General features: G+C 70.4%; 13 protein-coding genes and 1 pseudogene. 7 read left to right on the forward strand and 7 right to left on the reverse strand.

Features of this window, described 5'->3' with window-relative positions; translation table 11 throughout:
* Positions 1–318 precede the first annotated feature (318 nt).
* Positions 319–1,527: a methionine adenosyltransferase gene (gene metK / locus CU044_RS35000; protein WP_129772756.1), complete on the forward strand. Its 1,209-nt coding sequence runs from the start codon at positions 319–321 to the stop codon at positions 1,525–1,527.
* A gap of 91 nt (positions 1,528–1,618) precedes the next feature.
* Here the strand turns inward: metK and CU044_RS35005 are convergent, their stop codons facing one another.
* The 4 genes from CU044_RS35005 to CU044_RS35020 are packed head-to-tail and all read right to left on the reverse strand — an operon-like array spanning position 1,619 to position 6,769.
* The gene (locus tag CU044_RS35005; protein ID WP_193564142.1) at positions 1,619–2,692 is read right to left on the reverse strand and encodes a hypothetical protein; all 1,074 of its coding nucleotides are present in this window, start codon (positions 2,690–2,692) and stop codon (positions 1,619–1,621) included.
* Positions 2,693–2,732: 40 nt separating this feature from the next.
* Complete coding sequence (locus CU044_RS35010) at positions 2,733–4,688, reverse strand: ABC transporter substrate-binding protein (RefSeq protein WP_129772758.1); 1,956 nt, start codon at positions 4,686–4,688, stop codon at positions 2,733–2,735.
* Positions 4,685–5,446, reverse strand: a complete 762-nt coding sequence (locus CU044_RS35015; RefSeq protein WP_129772759.1) for a toll/interleukin-1 receptor domain-containing protein — start codon at positions 5,444–5,446, stop codon at positions 4,685–4,687. The genes CU044_RS35010 and CU044_RS35015 overlap by 4 nt, the downstream gene beginning before the upstream one ends.
* Before the next feature lie 12 nt (positions 5,447–5,458).
* Positions 5,459–6,769 carry a helix-turn-helix transcriptional regulator gene (locus tag CU044_RS35020; RefSeq protein WP_345790168.1) on the reverse strand — a complete coding sequence of 437 codons (1,311 nt, stop codon included), beginning with the start codon at positions 6,767–6,769 and terminating at the stop codon, positions 5,459–5,461.
* Between the two features lie 345 nt (positions 6,770–7,114).
* Between CU044_RS35020 and CU044_RS35025 the strand changes: the two genes are divergently transcribed.
* The gene (locus CU044_RS35025) at positions 7,115–9,259 is read left to right on the forward strand and encodes a primosomal protein N' (RefSeq protein WP_129772760.1); all 2,145 of its coding nucleotides are present in this window, start codon (positions 7,115–7,117) and stop codon (positions 9,257–9,259) included.
* Positions 9,260–9,700: 441 nt separating this feature from the next.
* Here the strand turns inward: CU044_RS35025 and CU044_RS35030 are convergent, their stop codons facing one another.
* Entirely contained in the window at positions 9,701–10,225 is a 525-nt protein-coding gene (locus CU044_RS35030; RefSeq protein ID WP_129772761.1) for a hypothetical protein, read from the reverse strand.
* 229 nt (positions 10,226–10,454) lie between these two features.
* Here CU044_RS35030 and fmt point away from each other — a divergent pair, with 229 nt between their 5' ends.
* Both fmt and CU044_RS35040 read left to right on the forward strand, forming a co-directional pair.
* Positions 10,455–11,393, forward strand: coding sequence for a methionyl-tRNA formyltransferase (gene fmt, locus CU044_RS35035; RefSeq protein WP_129772762.1), 939 nt, complete (start codon positions 10,455–10,457; stop codon positions 11,391–11,393).
* A 111-nt stretch (positions 11,394–11,504) separates the two neighbouring features.
* Positions 11,505–12,938, forward strand: a complete 1,434-nt coding sequence (locus tag CU044_RS35040; protein ID WP_129772763.1) for a transcription antitermination factor NusB — start codon at positions 11,505–11,507, stop codon at positions 12,936–12,938.
* Positions 12,939–12,969: 31 nt separating this feature from the next.
* Here the strand turns inward: CU044_RS35040 and CU044_RS38930 are convergent, their stop codons facing one another.
* Both CU044_RS38930 and CU044_RS35045 read right to left on the reverse strand, forming a co-directional pair.
* Positions 12,970–13,305: a hypothetical protein gene (locus CU044_RS38930; RefSeq protein WP_165372042.1), complete on the reverse strand. Its 336-nt coding sequence runs from the start codon at positions 13,303–13,305 to the stop codon at positions 12,970–12,972.
* A pseudogene (locus tag CU044_RS35045) lies at positions 13,244–13,600 on the reverse strand (MerR family transcriptional regulator); the annotation flags it as partial. The pseudogene CU044_RS35045 and the gene CU044_RS38930, both read right to left, overlap by 62 nt.
* Before the next feature lie 284 nt (positions 13,601–13,884).
* Between CU044_RS35045 and rpe the strand changes: the two are divergent.
* The 3 genes from rpe (at position 13,885) to CU044_RS35060 (ending at position 17,482) form a co-directional block, all read left to right on the forward strand.
* On the forward strand, positions 13,885–14,568 hold the full coding sequence (gene rpe, locus CU044_RS35050; protein ID WP_129772764.1) for a ribulose-phosphate 3-epimerase: 684 nt from the start codon (positions 13,885–13,887) through the stop codon (positions 14,566–14,568).
* Positions 14,569–14,686: 118 nt separating this feature from the next.
* A complete protein-coding gene (locus CU044_RS35055) occupies positions 14,687–15,736 on the forward strand; it encodes a sugar-binding domain-containing protein (protein ID WP_193564143.1) in 1,050 nt (349 codons plus the stop codon).
* A gap of 303 nt (positions 15,737–16,039) precedes the next feature.
* Positions 16,040–17,482, forward strand: a complete 1,443-nt coding sequence (locus CU044_RS35060) for a GuaB1 family IMP dehydrogenase-related protein (protein ID WP_275670246.1) — start codon at positions 16,040–16,042, stop codon at positions 17,480–17,482.
* Positions 17,483–17,593: the final 111 nt, after the last annotated feature.

The raw sequence follows: 17,593 nt of genomic DNA on the forward strand, positions 1-17,593 counted from the left end.
GCCGCGCCTTGAGCGCGTCGGCTGAACGTGAAACGTGCTGCGCGTGAATTCTTTGTTGCCCCTTTCCCGCCCCGTTCCTGGGGGAATCGCCGCGGTGCTGGGCCAAAATCCGGAGAATCCCGGCATAGCACCCCCTGGCCAGGGTCGATCGGCGTATCGCATAATGCAGAGCCGCGGGCGCGGGACTCCCACAGATCGAGACACTTGCCCCCGTGGCCCGATTCGACCGATAAAGTGGTCGTGGACCGTCGCGGGGCTGCAGCCCTCCGCCGGTCCGCCAATGATCAGCCAGCAGCCGCTGCAACCACAGGGAGCGATGTGTCCCGCCGTCTGTTCACCTCGGAGTCCGTGACCGAAGGTCACCCCGACAAGATCGCTGACCAGATCAGCGACACCATTCTTGACGCACTCCTGCAGGAGGACCCGTCCTCCCGGGTCGCCGTGGAAACCTTGATCACCACCGGTCTGGTGCACGTGGCCGGCGAGGTGACCACCAAGGCCTACGCGCCGATCGCCCAGCTGGTGCGGAACAAGATCCTGGAGATCGGTTACGACTCCTCGAAGAAGGGCTTCGACGGCGCCTCCTGCGGCGTCTCGGTGTCCATCGGCGCGCAGTCGCCGGACATCGCGCAGGGTGTCGACACGGCGTACGAGAAGCGCGTCGAGGGCGACGAGGACGAGCTGGACAAGCAGGGCGCCGGCGACCAGGGCCTGATGTTCGGCTACGCCTGCGACGAGACGCCCGAGCTGATGCCGCTCCCGATCCACCTCGCACACCGGCTCTCGCGCCGCCTTTCCGAGGTCCGCAAGAACGGGACCATCCCGTACCTGCGCCCGGACGGCAAGACGCAGGTCACCATCGAGTACGACGGCGACAAGGCCGTCCGTCTCGACACGGTCGTGGTCTCCTCGCAGCACGCCTCGGACATCGACCTGGACTCGCTGCTCGCCCCCGACGTGCGTGAGTTCGTCGTCGAGCACGTCCTCAAGGAGCTCGTCGACGACGGCATCAAGCTGGACACCGAGGGCTACCGCCTGCTGGTCAACCCGACGGGCCGGTTCGAGATCGGCGGTCCGATGGGCGACGCGGGCCTGACCGGCCGCAAGATCATCATCGACACGTACGGCGGCATGGCCCGCCACGGCGGCGGCGCCTTCTCCGGCAAGGACCCGTCCAAGGTCGACCGCTCGGCGGCGTACGCGATGCGCTGGGTCGCGAAGAACGTCGTCGCGGCCGGTCTGGCCTCCCGTTGCGAGGTCCAGGTCGCCTACGCGATCGGCAAGGCGGAGCCGGTCGGTCTCTTCGTGGAGACCTTCGGTACGGCCACGGTCGACACGGACAGGATCGAGCAGGCCATCGCGCAGGTCTTCGACCTCCGCCCGGCGGCGATCATCCGCGACCTCGACCTGCTCCGCCCGATCTACGCGCAGACGGCGGCGTACGGCCACTTCGGCCGCGAGCTGCCCGAGTTCACCTGGGAGCGCACGGACCGCGTGGACGCCCTGCGCAAGGCCGCGGGAGTCTGACCCTTCTGGGTTCGTCCCCTTGAGATGTGCCGTTGAGGCCCCGGACCGCACGACGGTCCGGGGCCTCAACCATGGGTTCCCGCTTCGCCCGCTACTCGTCCTGCTCCGGATCCTCCTCCGCGTTCTCCGGGGCGCGGTCGTCGAACCGTGCCCTGATCCACTGCGCTGCCTCGGTCTTTCCATGGAGCCCGGCGAGCTCGGCAAGCCGTTCGGCGAAAAGGGTGACATCCATGTCTTCGGAGTCGAAGCCAAGCCATTCCAGCAGGGTGTCCACAGATGGCTCCGCATCGGAGTCGTCGAGTGGTCCAGCGCCGTCGGGGGCCTCCGCATATCCCTGGTCGTACGTTGCGGCCGGATCGTCATTCGCCGGAGGGGACGTGGCCTCGGAGAACCAGGGGGCCGCGAGGTGCTGGAATGTCGGATCGATGGTGTCGTTGTGCGCGGCGGCGGAGAGACTGGCCAGCAGTCCGATGCGGTCCACCGCTCCCTCGACCTGATCGTCGTTCTTGGACAGCCACCAGACGACGGCGCTACCGGTGTCCTTCAGTACATCGTCGCCCAGATAGGCGCGTTTGTTGCGCTCGTAGTTCCGTTCGTGCTCCCACAGATCCTCGTCTTTGCGAACGTTGGAGAGCCTGGCGAGCCGTTCGCGATCAAGGTCGGGAAGGACGAGAGAGACGTCCTGAGCCATGGCCAGCACGCGTTCCGTAGGGTCGAGGCGCATGGAGCCCAAAGCCGCGTCGAGCCGATGCTGCAGGAGCGTGCTATGGGTGGGGAGCTGATCCGCTGTCACCTCGCGTGCGCGCTGGAGTACGGCATCGACGGCCAGTCCGCCGGGATTGATGAGTGGGGCGCCGTACTCCGCCTCCACCAGCATCCAGCGGACTGTCGCGGAGAACGAGAAGTCGTAGTCGGTCACGACGCTCGGCAGCGCGACGTCAGTGACACGCTGCTCCTGCCGCTGGATCGGAGGCGACGGGACGTCAGGGGTCAGTGTGAGCTCACGCGGAAACTCGTCGTGCTCGCGCGTGAGTATCTTGTTGGTCCCTGCGGCGATGATCGCGAGCAGGGCCGTGGCAGCCGGCCATGCCCATAGGGGCCAGGCCGACCAGAGGCCGAAGATGACGAGGATCAGCCCCAGGATCACGGTGACGAAGACCGTCATGGTCTTCTGGCCCGAACTCATGTGTACCCCCGATTTCCGTTCAGGCGCCGACGCCGAGGGGTTCGTGCCCCTGAGCGCTGTTCATCTTGCGGAAGAGACACGCGAGGACCTCTGCCCGAAGGGCGGCGTCGCCGGACCGAGCGCGTGACCAGTCGTGCGCCACGCGATAGACGCTTCCCAGCGCGGAACTGTCGCCCGCGCACGCGGTGACCAGCACATCGAGTGCCGGGTCGCGATAGCGGTCGTCCTCGCACACGGTCAGCCAGCGGTCGGCGTCCGGCCTCCAGCGTTCCACCGGCCATCGCCGCAGGACCCCCGCCCAGCCCGAGGCGAGCACCCTTCGCACGTCTGAGGACCTGATCAGCCGGGCGGCGTCGGCCAGTGCCAGGAAGAGAGCGGTGTCGGCCTGTCCGTAGCTGCCCCCCATACCGGTGTCGATCCGACTGAGCAACAGGCGGTACAACCGGCTGTCGGCGTGAGCCAGCTTGAGCAACGACTGCTGTGCGGAGGCGCCCGCCGGACCGCTCGCCCGCCTTGTTAGGTGATGCAGACGGACCAGCGCCTGGTCGGGGTGGGTCTGGGCCATCACCTGGAAACACACCAGGATCAGAACCTGTTTGAGTCGAGGACTCAGCTCGGCATTCTTCGACCATTCGTAGATCTGCTGGCGAAAGGACCTGCCGTGCCGGCTGTCGGCCAGGCCATGGGCCAGAATCTGTGCCGCGTCGGGGAGCAGCGGCGCCGGGGCACTGGGCTTGGTCCACCTGATGGCCAGATTAGACAGATCCTCGGGCCGACCTGTACGCAGCCCCTGTTCGGCGAACCACGCGATCACACGTTCCCGTTCGCCCTTGTTGAGCCACGGCCGCTCGATGCATTCGCCGACCCAGTCACAGAGTTGGATGCGCAGGTCCGGAAGATACGTCCAGAAGTGGTCCCGTACCGCACGGTCATAGCCGACTTTGCTGAATCGGACGCGCCCCGAGGGTTGGGTCTCCGCGCCGATCGCGGTGAACTCCGCGTTGAGATCGCTGTGGTCCAGCCGAGGACGCTCGTCGGGCGGATGATCCAGGATTTTGAGCAGAGCCGTGCCGGCACTGAAGACCGTGGCGGGCGTGGTGTCGTGAAACATGGCCAGTGCGAGCAGCAGGGCCCGGCGCCGGCCCGTGAAGCGTGCGGACAGATCTCCCGCGACCCTGGCGGTCTGATCCGTCAGTACGGCGAGTGCGTCACGCAGCCAGTGTGGGAACCCTCGTTCCGGTTCCGCGGTGTCTCGCGCTCGTCGGATCCGGTCGGCCAGATCGGCGACATCTCGCATCGGGGCTTTGGTCAGGTACGTCGTGAGCTCGGGCGCCTCCAACTCCGTCGCGGTCGGGCTGATGCCGTCCCGGCGCAGATGGACGGTGAGAACCCTCAGCGCCGACGGGCGCTCGATGTCTGTCGTCAGTGGCCGTAGGTCACTGCGCAGCAGATAGCCGAGATGATGCGGCAGAACCACTGCCAGGTGGGCTCCGCGTTCCATCAGCCGGTTGCGGAAGTCGGAGAGCTGAGTCTGAACCTCCAGGTAGCGGGTCTCGTCCGCCCCCGACAGATCGAGCAGGAGCCGGTCCCCGCTGTGGATGTCGCTGCTGTCGAACAGGGATGTGGAGGAGTCGTCGTCCTGGGTGTCGGGCAGTTCGTGAAGAGTCCCTTTACCTTCCGGTAACTCGTGCAGCAGCATCAGGGCGGCGGCTCGCAGACCGCTGCCTGGGTGGCCGGAGAGCAGAGCCGTGTGATGTGCGGCCAGTACATAGCTCGCCTGCCGGAAACGACCAGGCGGGACGAAGCGCTGGTAGAGCCGTTCACGGTCATCCTTAGCGACGGTGCGCGGTCGGCGGGTCTGTTCCCGCAACCGCGACGCGGCGGCTTCCAGGTGATAGAAGTTCACCTGCATCCCGTCACCGCTGTGTACGGCACTCCGGGCCTCGTTGATGTAGGCGCCGTTACCCCAGGTCATCGTTCGTCGTCCTTTCGGGGCACACGTGGACCGAACTCCTGACGGATGCCGCCGTGATTGTTCCCGGCGACGTAGTTGGTGCTGTCGCCCGTGATCTTCGGGCTGTGGTTCTGATGGATCTGATCGCCGCTCCCGGTGTGCAGAGGCCCGTGTGACTCGTTCACGAAAGTGCCCAAGGAGCCATTGACCTGTCCGATCCCGCCCCTCTGGCCACTGTTGTGGACGCCGCTTTCCCTGTCGGGATCAGATGTGGCTGCCGGAGCGGGGTGACGGTCCAGAGCGGCCAGCTCCGGGACCTGGCGGATGAGCCGGTCACACAGCCGGGCCATGTCGGTGTCGATCGCACGCAACGTGAGTCGTTCGTATTGGCACTCGGCGAGTTCGGCCAACGACTTGGGCAGCCGACGGGCGTCCAGTTGGACGGCACTGCGCCCGATCATGAGCGGGACCACCAAGATGCCGGAGGTGAGAGCTTCCTCAAGCTCGCGTCGAACCCAGTCCTGCCGATTGACCAGGGCCCTTCTCCCGGGGTTCTTGCGGTCGGGCGCGTCGAGCCAGTGTTCGTCGATCAGAGCGAGGAGCACGTGGCTACGTCGAACGTTGCTGATGAGGGCATCGGCGTAGTTGGTGCCCGGAGGGATGGATTTCGCAGCCAGGAAGACGCTGCCGTCACCGAATCTGGCGGACAGCCGCTCGTGGCACATGTACGCGGCTTCCTTGCCGCCCTGGGTCCGGTAGTTGATGAAGACTTCATGCATGGGCATGTCCTTTCAGGACTTCGCGGTGTGCGTCAGGACGGAGGAGAGATCCGGGCTCAGCTCTCTTACCGAGGCGTTGCGCGGATGCCGCCCCAATGCGTGTGCCAGTCGGCGCAGATCCGCGAAGATCGTCGCGGAGTGTGTGAGCCGCACGGAGGGGAGTACGTCACGTGTGAGGTGGCACGCGTGGTCGACGTTCCCGGCGGCGGCATGGGCGAGAGCGCGTCTGACTCCGTACCGGGCACGGGTCCGCATCGCGTGTTCCGGGATCCGTGCGTGCTCCTGATCGAGCAGTTCGGCGGCCCGGCGTGGCCGGCCCAGGTCATACAGGCACCAGCCGGTGAACATGGACACTACGTCGGGTACGTGAGACGCGCCGAGGACGGGCGAATCCGGGTTCGCGGCGTCTTCGCAGAGTAAGTCGCGCGCCAGGTCGAGACTGCGCATGCAGGCGTCGTACTGACCGTCGGACGCGACGCTCTGGGCCAGATGCTGCGCCGCGAGCCCTCGTACACGGGGCGAGGCGTCACTGTCGAGGGCCCGCTGGGACAGTTCGATCGCCTGTCGCACATCGCCTCGGTAGAGGCAGACGAGAGCACGTCGGACCAGGGCGTAGGCGGCGAGTCCGGAGTCCTCGCCGGCTCGGGCGAGGAGCACCGCCCGGTCGGTCCACCACAGCGCGGATCTGTCGTCCCCCGATTCCTGGGCCATCCATCCCGTGTACTCGGCATATCGGGACGCCAGCACCAGAAGGGAGTTACGGGTTCGCGGTCCGGTACGCATCGAGAGCTGTTCCAGGGAGTGTGTCTGCGCGATGAGCGGTGGCAGGACACCAGCGGGCCCGGATGCCTGTCCGATCCGGCGGAACTGATCGAAAAGCATGCGTGATGCGTCCACCACTGTCTCGGCCCCCGCGGTCACCGGGTCGTGTGCGCCGAGACCGTCCGCTTGCATCGCCAGTATCGAGGTGGCGCCGGCGGCAATCACGCTCCGGCGCCGTACCGGCTGGAACGAGCTGGATCCGTCCTTGCCTAAGTGCATCAACCACACCTCACCGTCGTGACCGGAATGAGGCAGGGAAGCGTTTGCCTCCTGCCGGGGTACAAGGGCGGAGAGAGTTCCTCCTGCCTCCAACTGGGCGTCGCAGAGCCTGGCCAGCTCCGGTGTGGGCCGCTTGAGGCCCCTCTCCACCTTGCTGAGCTGTCCCTTGCTGTAGTGAACGAGCTTTCCCAGCTGCTCGAGCGACAGCGGCACTCGCAGGCGCCGGCGTCGAAGTTCTCGCCCGAAGTCGTTCGTCTGATCAAGCACTTCAGCCTCCGTCACTCCGCGGCCGGGCCGCCGCGGGGTGACGTGAATCAGCGTGCGGCAGCCGAAGAAGCGGAACAAGGTGAATAGGGACGTTTCCCGTTTCCTCTCCACATCCCATCGAGGTGTCTCCCCGCAAGGGGTGGTTTGGCCGGTAGAGCCGCTATGGTCTCGATCCGGTCGCCTCGCCTGCCTCGGCCGGGATACGTGGCGGACCGGCACGGTGCGGCTGCCTCCGGCCGCGGGCCGATGCCGGGACCTGAGCCCCTCTCCACGCCGCGCCCCGTGGGCGAGGGCGTACCGGAGGCCGTCCCGCTCCCTGCGAGGCGGGGGGTGTCGGTGCTGTCTGGTAGGTATGAAGCTGTGAGCAGCGACGACAGGCAGGCCGAGGATCCCGCCGGGGGTGGGCCTGAGCAGCTTGCGCTGATTCGGGAGAGCGTGCGGAAGGCCAAGGTGCCGCGGGCGAAGCCGCGGACCTGGCGGGGGGCCGCGCTGGCCGGGGAGTTGCCGGTCGCGCGGGTGGTGGTCAACAAGGGCGTGCTGCATCTTGACCAGTTCTTCGACTATGCCGTGCCCGAGGAACTGGACGAGGCCGCGCAGCCGGGGGTGCGGGTGCGGGTGCGGTTCGGGGCCGGGGCGCATCAGGTGCGGGGCGGGCGGCGTGAGGGCGGGCGGCTGATCGACGGGTTCGTGGTCGAGCGGCGGGCCGAATCGGACTACTCCGGGCCGCTCGCCGCACTCGCCGATGTCGTGTCGCCCGAGCCCGTGCTCAGCGCGGAGCTGCTGGGGCTGGCCCGTGCCGTTGCCGACCGGTACGCGGGAAGCCTGGCGGATGTGCTCCAGCTCGCGATTCCGCCGAGGAACGCGCGGGCCGAGTCGAAGCCCTCACCGGAGCCGCTGCCGCCCCCCGCCGCGCCGGAAGCCGGGAGCTGGGAGCGGTACGTCAACGGGCCCGCCTTCCTCGCCGCGCTCGCCGGCGGTGGTGCCCCCCGGGCCGTGTGGACCGCCCTGCCCGGTCCCCAGTGGGCCAACGAGCTGGCGCGCGCCGTGGCGGGCGCGCTGGCCTCGGGGCGGGGCGCGCTCGTCGTCGTACCGGACGGGCGGGTCGCCGCTCGGGTCGACACGGCGCTGACGGCGCTGCTCGGCCAAGGGCGGCACGCGCTGCTCACGGCCGAGGCGGGGCCCGAGAAGCGTTACCGGGAGTGGCTCGCCGTACGGCGCGGAGCGGTCCGGGCGGTCGTCGGGACCCGCGCGGCCATGTTCGCGCCGGTGCGGGACCTGGGACTGGTGGTGATCTGGGACGACGGCGACGGCAGCCACAGCGAGCAGCACGCACCCCAGCCGCACGCCCGCGAGGTACTGCTGCTGCGCGCCGCGCACGACAAATGCGCCTTCCTGCTGGGCGGCACGTCCTGCACCGTCGAGGCGGCCCAACTGGTCGGCACCGGCTGGGCGCTGCCCCTCGCGGCCGGCCGCGAGCAGGTGCGTACGGCCGCGCCGCTCGTGCGTACCGTCGGCGACGGCGAGCTGGCTCGGGACGAGGCCGCGCGCGCCGCCCGGCTGCCCAGCCTCGCCTGGCAGGCCGTCAGGGACGGACTGAAGACCGGGCCGGTGCTGGTGCAGGTGCCCCGGCGCGGCTATGTGCCCCGGCTGGCCTGCGAACGGTGCCGTACGCCCGCCCGCTGCCAGCACTGCGCGGGGCCGCTGGAGGCGCCGCGGGAACGGGAGTTGCACTGCGGCTGGTGCGGCCGGGACGAACCGTCCTGGCACTGCGTGGAGTGCGGGAACACCCGGCTGCGCGCCCGGATCGTGGGTGCGCGGCGGACGGCGGAGGAACTGGGACGGGCGTTCCCGGCCGTCCCCGTCCGTACCTCGGGACGCGACCACGTGCTCGATTCAGTACCCGGCCGCCCCGCCCTCGTAGTGAGCACCCCCGGCGCCGAACCGGTGGCGGAGGGCGGCTACGCGGCTGCGCTGCTCCTCGACGGCTGGGCCATGCTCGGGCGGCCTGATCTGCGGGCCGGCGAGGAAGCCCTGCGCCGCTGGATACAGGCGGGGTCGCTCGTACGCGGACAGAGCGAGGGCGGCACGGTGGTCGTGGTCGCCGAGCCGACGCTACGGCCGGTGCAGGCGCTGGTGCGCTGGGACCCGGTCGGGCACGCGCAGCGCGAGCTGGCGGAACGGGCCGAGCTGGGGTTTCCGCCGGTGTCGCGGATGGCGGCGGTGCTGGGGCGGGGGGAGGCGGTGGCCGCGTTCCTGGTGGCTGCCGAGCTGCCCGCCGACGCGGAGGTGCTGGGGCCTGTGCCGATGCCGGTCACGGACCCGGGCAGGCCGCGCCGGGCGGGTGACGCACCGGTGGGGGAGCGGTGGGAACGGGCGCTGGTGCGGGTACCGCCCGGCAGTGGGGCCGCGCTCGCCGGGGCGCTGAAGGCGGCGCAGGCGGCGCGGTTGGCCCGGGGCGGGGGGGATCCGGTACGGGTGCGGATCGATCCGCCGGACATTGGGTGAGTTGCGCCTCCCGGCGGGGGGCGTGGTCCGGTGCGCGTTTCGGCTGGGGCGGGTTTCGTGTGCGGGTTCGCGTGGGTGCGGGGCGCCGTCCGGCGGGGACGTCGTGGTGCGGGTGCGCCGTCCGGCGGGGGGGTCGTGGCGCGGTGCGCCTGCGGCGCGGGGTGCGTCGTGGTGTGGGTGCGGTGCGCCTCCGGCGGGGGGTGCGGTGTGCGCCTGCGGCGCTGGGGCCGGTGGTGGTGCCGGGTGCCGGGGCCTCCGGAGGTGCGTGTCCGGACTGCGCTGCGGTCGATATGCGACTCCGTCGCGTGGTCACCGCGCTTCGCGCGAGCCGCGACGCTTTACGTCCGGACACGCACCTCCTCCGACCCCGACCCCCTCCCGCCGGTGAGCATGCTCCCCCTCGCGGACGGCCGGGGGGTGGGGATGGGTGCGAGGTGGCGGTCAGCCGCCCCTTGGGCCCGGGAAGACGTTCGGGCGGGGTTCTTCCCGGAGGGCTTGCGTGCCGGCCGTCGGCTGCGGTGGCATCGACCGGGCCGCCGGTACCGCTGCCGGCACCGTGGTGCGGGGCGTCGCGGGGTCCTGCGGGCGGTCCGCCTCGGGCGCGGTCGGTTGCTGGGTGGTACGGCGCGTACCGTAACGACGGTGCACCGCCTGCTTGGTGACGCCGAGCGCCGATCCCACCGCGTCCCAGGAGAAGCCCAGCGAGCGGTCGAAGTCCACCGCGGCGGTCACCAGGGTCTCTACGCTGTCCCTCAGCTCCTGCGCGAGCCGTACGGTCGGCGCGGGTGCTCTGCCGTACACGACGAAGCCCGTCGAAGGACCCGATCGCCGCGGGCGGTAGACATTGCCCAACTGGGCGGTGAGGGTGCGCAATGCGTCCACCTGCCGCCGGACCCGCTCGATGTCGCGCACCAACAGGTGCAGACTTGCTCGGGCTTGTGCGTCGTGGGTTGCGTGGTCGGCCATGAACAAGCCTCTCGAACCGGCGTTGAAAAGGATCCGGGCCGCACCGGTGCGGCCCGTGCTGGTCAATCTCTCTTGACAACGCGCCACCTGGCGTTGTGGTCACGCTGCGGGGGCGTATGCGCATATGCGCGGGGCGCGTGGGCCGTCGTACGCCCCCTGACGTCATGGCCCATAGACTGGTGCGCTGCCCGATCACCGCACTTTCAGCCCGAGAGGCAGTCAGCCACCGATGAAGCTCGTCTTCGCCGGCACCCCCGAGGTCGCCGTACCCGCCCTGGACGCACTCATCGCCTCCGAACGGCATGAGGTCGTCGCCGTCGTGACCCGGCCCGACGCCCCGGCCGGGCGCGGTCGCAGGCTGGTCGCCAGCCCCGTCGCCCAGCGCGCGGAGGAGGCCGGCATCGAGGTGCTCAAGCCGGCGAAGCCGCGCGAGGAGGACTTCCTGGCCCGGCTGCGCGAGATCGCGCCCGACTGCTGTCCGGTCGTCGCGTACGGTGCGCTGCTGCCGAGGGTCGCCCTCGATGTGCCGGTCCACGGTTGGGTGAATCTGCACTTCTCGCTGTTGCCGGCCTGGCGCGGTGCCGCGCCCGTGCAGCACGCCGTCATGGCGGGCGACGAGATGACCGGCGCGTCCACCTTCCAGATCGAGGAAGGGCTGGACTCAGGACCGGTGTACGGCGTGATCACGGAGCAGGTACGGCCCACCGACACCAGTGGTGATCTGCTGACCCGGCTGGCCTTCGCGGGCTCCGGGCTGCTCGCGGCGACCATGGACGGGATCGGGGACGGCTCGCTCAAGCCCGTACCGCAGCCCGCCGAGGGCGTCACGCTCGCGCCCAAGATCACTGTCGAGGACGCGCGGGTGGAGTGGTCCGCGCCCGCGCTGCGCGTGGACCGGGTGGTTCGCGGCTGCACTCCCGCGCCCGGCGCCTGGACGGTCTTCCGCGGGGAGCGGCTCAAACTGATCCACCTGGGGCTGCTGCCTGAGCGTACGGAGCTGGCGCCCGGGGCGCTCGCCGTCGGCAAGAACAACGTGTACGTGGGCACCGGATCGCACGACGCCGAGCTGCTGTGGGTCCAGCCGCAGGGGAAGAAGCCGATGCGCGCCGCCGACTGGGCGCGCGGGGTGCGGATCGCCCCGGGTGAGCGGCTCGGGCAGGAGCAGTAGACGAGTACGTCCGAGGCGGCGTCGTGCGCCCGGAGGTGCCGAGGGCAGAAAGGGCTTCGGGCCCACTCGTCTAGGCTGGGAGGGATCAATTCTTCTCACCGCGGAGCACCTTTGAACCAGCAGGCCCCTCGCCGCCCCTCCAAGCCGTATCGCCGCCCCAAGAAGGACCCTGTGCGGCTCCTCGCCTTCGAGGCGCTCAGGGCGGTCGACGAGCGGGCCGCGTACGCGAATCTCGTCCTGCCGCCGCTGCTCAAGAAGGCGCGCGAGAACAGCGGCTTCGAGGCGCGGGACGCGGCGCTGGCCACCGAGCTGGTGTACGGGACGCTGCGGCGCCAGGGCACGTACGACGCGATCATCTCGGCCTGCATCGACCGGCCGCTGCGCGAGGTCGACCCGCCCGTCCTCGATGTGCTCGCCCTCGGGGCGCACCAGCTGCTCGGGACGCGGATCCCGACGCATGCCGCCGTCTCCGCGAGCGTGGAGCTGGCCCGGGTGGTGCTCGGGGACGGCCGCGCCAAGTTCGTCAACGCCGTACTGCGCAAGATCTCCAGGGACGATCTGGACACCTGGCTGCAGCGGGTCGCGCCGCCGTACGAGGAGGACGCCGAGGACCATCTCGCGGTCGTCCACTCGCATCCCCGCTGGGTGGTCTCCGCGCTCTGGGACGCGCTGGGCGGTGGCCGCGCCGGTATCGAGGATCTCCTGGAGGCCGACAACGAACGGCCCGAGGTGACGCTGGTGGCCCGGCCGGGCCGCTCGACCGCCGACGAGCTGCTCGATGTGCTCGGCGAGGACTCCGGACTGCCCGGCCGGTGGTCGCCGTATGCCGTACGGCTCACCGAGGGCGGTGAACCGGGCGCGCTCGACGCCGTACGGGAGGGACGGGCCGGCGTCCAGGACGAGGGCAGTCAGCTGGTCGCGATCGCTCTGGCCAACGCGCCGCTGGAGGGGGCGGACGCGCGCTGGCTCGACGGGTGCGCCGGTCCCGGCGGCAAGGCGGCGCTGCTGGCCGCGCTGGCCGCCGGACGCGGCGCCTCCCTGCTGGCCGCCGAGAAGCAGCCGCACCGGGCCAGGCTCGTGGCCCGCGCGCTGGCCGGAAACCCCGGCCCGTATCAGGTGATCGCCGCCGACGGCACCCGGCCGCCCTGGGTCCCCGGTTCCTTCGACCGGGTCCTGGTCGATGTGCCGTGCACGGGCCTCGGTGCCCTGCGGCGCAGGCCGGAGGCGCGCTGGCGGCGCCGTCCGGAGGATCTGGAGGGCTTCGCGCCGCTCCAACGCGGCCTGTTGCGCGAGGCGTTCAACGCGGTACGGGTCGGCGGCGTCGTCGGTTACGCGACGTGCTCCCCGCACCCCGCCGAGACCAAGGCGGTCGTCGAGGACGTGCTCAAGGGGCGCGGCGGCCCGGCGGCCGAGGCCGAGTGGATCGATGCCAGGCCGCTGATGCCGGGCGTACCGGCGCTGGGGGACGGTCCCGACGTCCAGCTGTGGCCGCATCTGCACGGGACGGACGCCATGTACCTGGCGCTGCTGCGGCGTACCGCCTGACGGCTGGGGGCCGACGGGTGGTGGCGCGCGGCTACGGCGTCCGTACGACCCGTCTGCCGAGGAAGGCCGCCAGCCGGTCCGTCGCGCTCGACCCGTCCGGCACCGGAGCCTCGGACGCGAACGAACCGCCCGGGGTCCGGGGCAGCGCGCCGTAGATCTCCCGTACGGAGGGGAGGACGGCCTCCACGGTCTCCTCCGCGAAGCCGGGCCGCTGTCCGATGGCCATGGCCAGATCCCAGCCGTGCACCAGCATTTCGATCAGCAACTGCTCGACCAGCCTCCGGCCGGGAGCCGGGCCGTAACGGCGCTCGGAGCACCGCCTGCCGCAGCCGCAGCGTCCGGATCCGGGCCTCCAGGGCGTCGGCATGCACCGCCGCGACCTCGGGCAGATCCCGTTCACGGTCGAGAACGTCCCGGATCGTGGACAGGCCGAGACCCAGGTCCCGGAGCGTACGCGCCAGACCGAGGCGCGCCACCGCCTCGGGGCGGTACCGGCGGTAGCCGGCCTCGGTGCGGTCGGCGGGCGGCGCGATGCCGAGATCCGACCAGTGGCGGACGAGTTTCACCGGCAGACCGGTGCGCTCGGCCACCGCGCCGATGGTGAGCAGTACGGGTTCCGGTGCGAGATCCGGCGCCGGGGCCGGTACGGGTTCGCTGCGCATGGTGCCACCGTGCGGTCTCCCTCCGGGGGAGAGTCAAGACGGGTGAGTCATGACAGACGGGTGGGTCATGGCAGGGGAGCCGGACCGAAGGAGCCGAGGCAGGGGAGTCGGGGCGCGAGCCCCGGGGCCGGAAGGCCGAGTGGGCGGGTCGGGCCGTCTTTGGCCGGGCAAGACGCGAGGATTGCGCGGACTGTGCCGTTCCCGCACCGCTTCGCGGCGCATTGGTCCATACCGAGGTCCCCCGGGCGGTCCGGAAGTGGTCCCGGACATGGCAGGCTTGGCACATGGCTCAGATCAACCCCAGCATCCTGTCCGCCGACTTCTCCCGGCTCGCCGATGAGGCGAAGGCGGTGGAAGGCGCCGACTGGCTTCACGTCGATGTCATGGACAACCACTTCGTGCCCAATCTGACCCTGGGCGTGCCGGTGGTCGAAGCGCTCGGACGGGCGACGGACACCCCGCTGGACTGCCATCTGATGATCGAGGAGCCCGACCGCTGGGCCCCGCAGTACGTCGAGGCCGGCGCCGGTTCGGTGACGTTCCACGTGGAGGCCGCCGCCGCCCCCGTACGACTGGCCCGCGAGATCCGTGCCAAGGGCGCCAGGGCGTCCATGGCGCTCAAGCCCGCGACGGCCATCGAGCCGTACGAGGACCTGCTGCCCGAGCTGGACATGCTGCTGATCATGACGGTGGAGCCGGGCTTCGGCGGCCAGGCGTTCCTGGACATCATGCTGCCCAAGATCCGCCGTACCCGTGAGCTGATCTCCAAGCACGGTCTTGAACTGTGGCTCCAGGTGGACGGCGGGGTCTCGGCCACCACCATCGAACGCTGCGCCGAGGCGGGCGCCGATGTCTTCGTCGCGGGATCCGCGGTGTACGGCACGGACGATCCCGCCGCGGCGGTGCGGATGCTCCGCAACCAGGCGACCGAGGCCACCTCCGCCGCCTCATGGGCGTGCGGTCACTGACCCTCCGCGCGAGCGGGCGGGGCTCCGGTGGACCAGTGCGCCACGGGAACATGAACGGCGCCCTTCGGGGCTGATCAAGGATCGCTGGATCTGACAGGATGAACAGCGAGTCCAGAGTGTGAACAGCAGTGAGGAGATCGCGGTGTCTGGTATGTCGGCGGGTCGGCCAGCCCTGCGGATGGGACCCGCGGAACTGGTGCAGGCGGCGGCCATGGCCCGCCGTTTCTACCTGGAGGGCAAGTCCAAGATCCAGATCGCCGAGGAGTTCGGCGTCAGCCGCTTCAAGGTGGCCCGGGTCCTGGAGACCGCGATGGAGCGCGACCTCGTCAGGATCGAGATCCGCGTCCCGTCCGAGCTGGACGCCGAGCGCTCCGACGCGCTGCGCGCCCGCTACGGACTGCGGCACGCGGTGGTCGTCGAGTCGCCCACGGAGGCCGAGGACGAGTCGCCCGACCCGGAGAACCTGGGCGAGGTCGCCGCCGATCTGCTCGGTGAGCTGGTGGTCGAGGGCGATGTGCTGGGCCTGGCCTGGGGCCGGTCCACCATCCACATGGCCGCCGCGCTCGACCGGCTGCCGCCCTGCACGGTCGTCCAGCTCACGGGCGTGTACGACGCGGGCACCGCCGAGCGCGGCTCGGTCGAGGCCGTACGGCGGGCCGCCCAGGTGTCCGGGGGAGAGGCGCACCCCATCTACGCGCCGATGCTGCTCCCCGACCCGGCGACCGCGGCGGCGCTGCGCAGCCAGACCGGTATCGCGCGCGCCTTCGAGTACTTCGACAAGGTGACCGTCGCCGCCGTCTCCATCGGCTCCTGGGAGCCCGGCATCTCCACGGTGCACGACATGATCACCGAGGAGGAGCGGACCCACTACGCCTCGCTCGGTGTCGCCGCCGAGATGTCCGCGCATCTCTTCGACGCGGAGGGCAGACGGGTCGGCCGCGATCTGGGCGAGCGGTGCATCACGGTCGAGGCCGACCGGCTGCGCCGGATCCCGGAGGTCGTGGCGATCGCGGGCGGGCTGCGCAAGGCGGAGGCGATCGGGGCCGTACTCCGTTCCGGACTGGTCACCAGCCTGGTCACGGACACGGCCGCGGCGGACTTCCTGCTGACGGAGTTCAGTCCGGGGCCGCGGCCCGCGCTGGAGCGGGTCGACCCGGACGAGACCTGACCCGACCGATCTGCCGGACCTGGCTTCAATCGACCTGAGCGGATCTGATCTGACCTGATCCGGTTCGACCTGATCCCGGTCTGACCTGATCCTGGTCTGACCTGGTCAGGCATGTCCCGGACGGGGTCCGGTGGGTCACCGTCGGGCACCCTGAGGTTTTGGATCATCGTACGAGGGCACCCCTTCTGAGCTGGATGTTCCTCCCCGGCCGGGTATCCGGTCCGGCATGGGAGAATCAAGTACGTGCGTTTTCCCCGGCTCCACCGACCGGGGCCAACTCCGATCGACTGGGATGTTCTGCACGTGCGTTTTCTCAATGACCTGCAGCCGCCGTACGACCTCACATACGACGACGTGTTCATGGTGCCGAGCCGTTCGGCCGTGGGTTCCCGCCAAGCGGTGGACCTCTCCGCCCCGGACGGCACCGGCACCACCATTCCCCTCGTCGTGGCGAACATGACCGCGATCGCGGGCCGCAGGATGGCCGAGACCGTCGCCCGGCGCGGTGGTCTCGTCGTCATCCCGCAGGACATCCCGATCGAGGTCGTCACCGACGTCATCTCATGGGTCAAGACGCGCCATCTCGTACTCGACACCCCGATCGTGCTCGCCCCCCTCCAGACGGTGGGCGACGCTTTGTCCCTGCTGCCCAAGAGGGCGCACGGCGCGGGGGTCGTGGTCGACGGCGAGGGCCGGCCCGTCGGTGTCGTCACCGACCACGACCTGACCGGAGTCGACCGCTTCACCCAGCTGTCCGAGGTGATGTCGAAGGACCTGCTGCTGATCTCCGCGGACATGGACCCCCGCGAGGCGTTCAACACCCTCGACAACGCCAATCGCAAGATCGCCCCCGCCATCGACGCCGAGGGCAGGCTGGCCGGTGTCCTCACCCGCAAGGGCGCTCTGCGCGCGACCCTCTACACGCCCGCGACCGACGCCCAGGGCAAGCTGCGGATAGCCGCCGCGGTCGGCGTCAACGGCGATGTCGCGGGCAAGGCGAAGCAGTTGCTCGACGCGGGTGTCGACACGCTTGTCGTCGATACGGCGCACGGCCACCAGGAGTCCATGCTCGCCGCCATCAAGGCCGTCCGCGCGCTCGATCCGAAGGTGCCGGTCGTCGCCGGCAATATCGTCGCCGCCGAGGGCGTACGGGATCTGATCGAGGCCGGCGCGGACATCATCAAGGTCGGTGTCGGGCCGGGCGCCATGTGCACCACCCGCATGATGACCGGTGTGGGCCGGCCCCAGTTCTCCGCCGTCATGGAGTGCGCGGCGGAGGCGAAGAAGTTCGGCAAGCACGTCTGGGCCGACGGCGGGGTCAGGCACCCGCGCGATGTCGCCATGGCGCTCGCCGCCGGCGCCTCGAACGTCATGATCGGTTCCTGGTTCGCCGGTACGTACGAGTCCCCGGGCGACCTTCAGCAGGCCGCCGACGGACGGCTCTACAAGGAGTCCTTCGGCATGGCCTCCGCCCGCGCCGTACGCAACCGTACGAGCGAGGAGTCGGCGTACGACCGGGCGCGCAAGGCGCTGTTCGAGGAGGGCATCTCCACCTCGCGGATGTTCCTCGACCCGTCCCGGCCCGGGGTGGAGGACCTGATCGACTCGATCATCGCGGGGGTGCGCTCCTCGTGCACCTACGCCGGCGCGGACTCGCTGGAGGAGTTCGCGCGGAAGGCGATCGTCGGCGTCCAGAGCGCCGCCGGTTACGCCGAGGGCAAGCCGCTGCACGCCAGCTGGAGCTAGACGGGACTCCGGACGGGACTCCGGGCTTACTCGTCCAGGCCCTGTCCGGTCGGCTCACCGTCCGGCCGTCCGCTCACCGTCCGGCCGTCGCCCCGCGCGGCGGCCGGACGC

It is taken from the genome of Streptomyces sp. L-9-10, assembly GCF_004151105.1.
Lineage (GTDB): Bacteria > Actinomycetota > Actinomycetes > Streptomycetales > Streptomycetaceae > Streptomyces.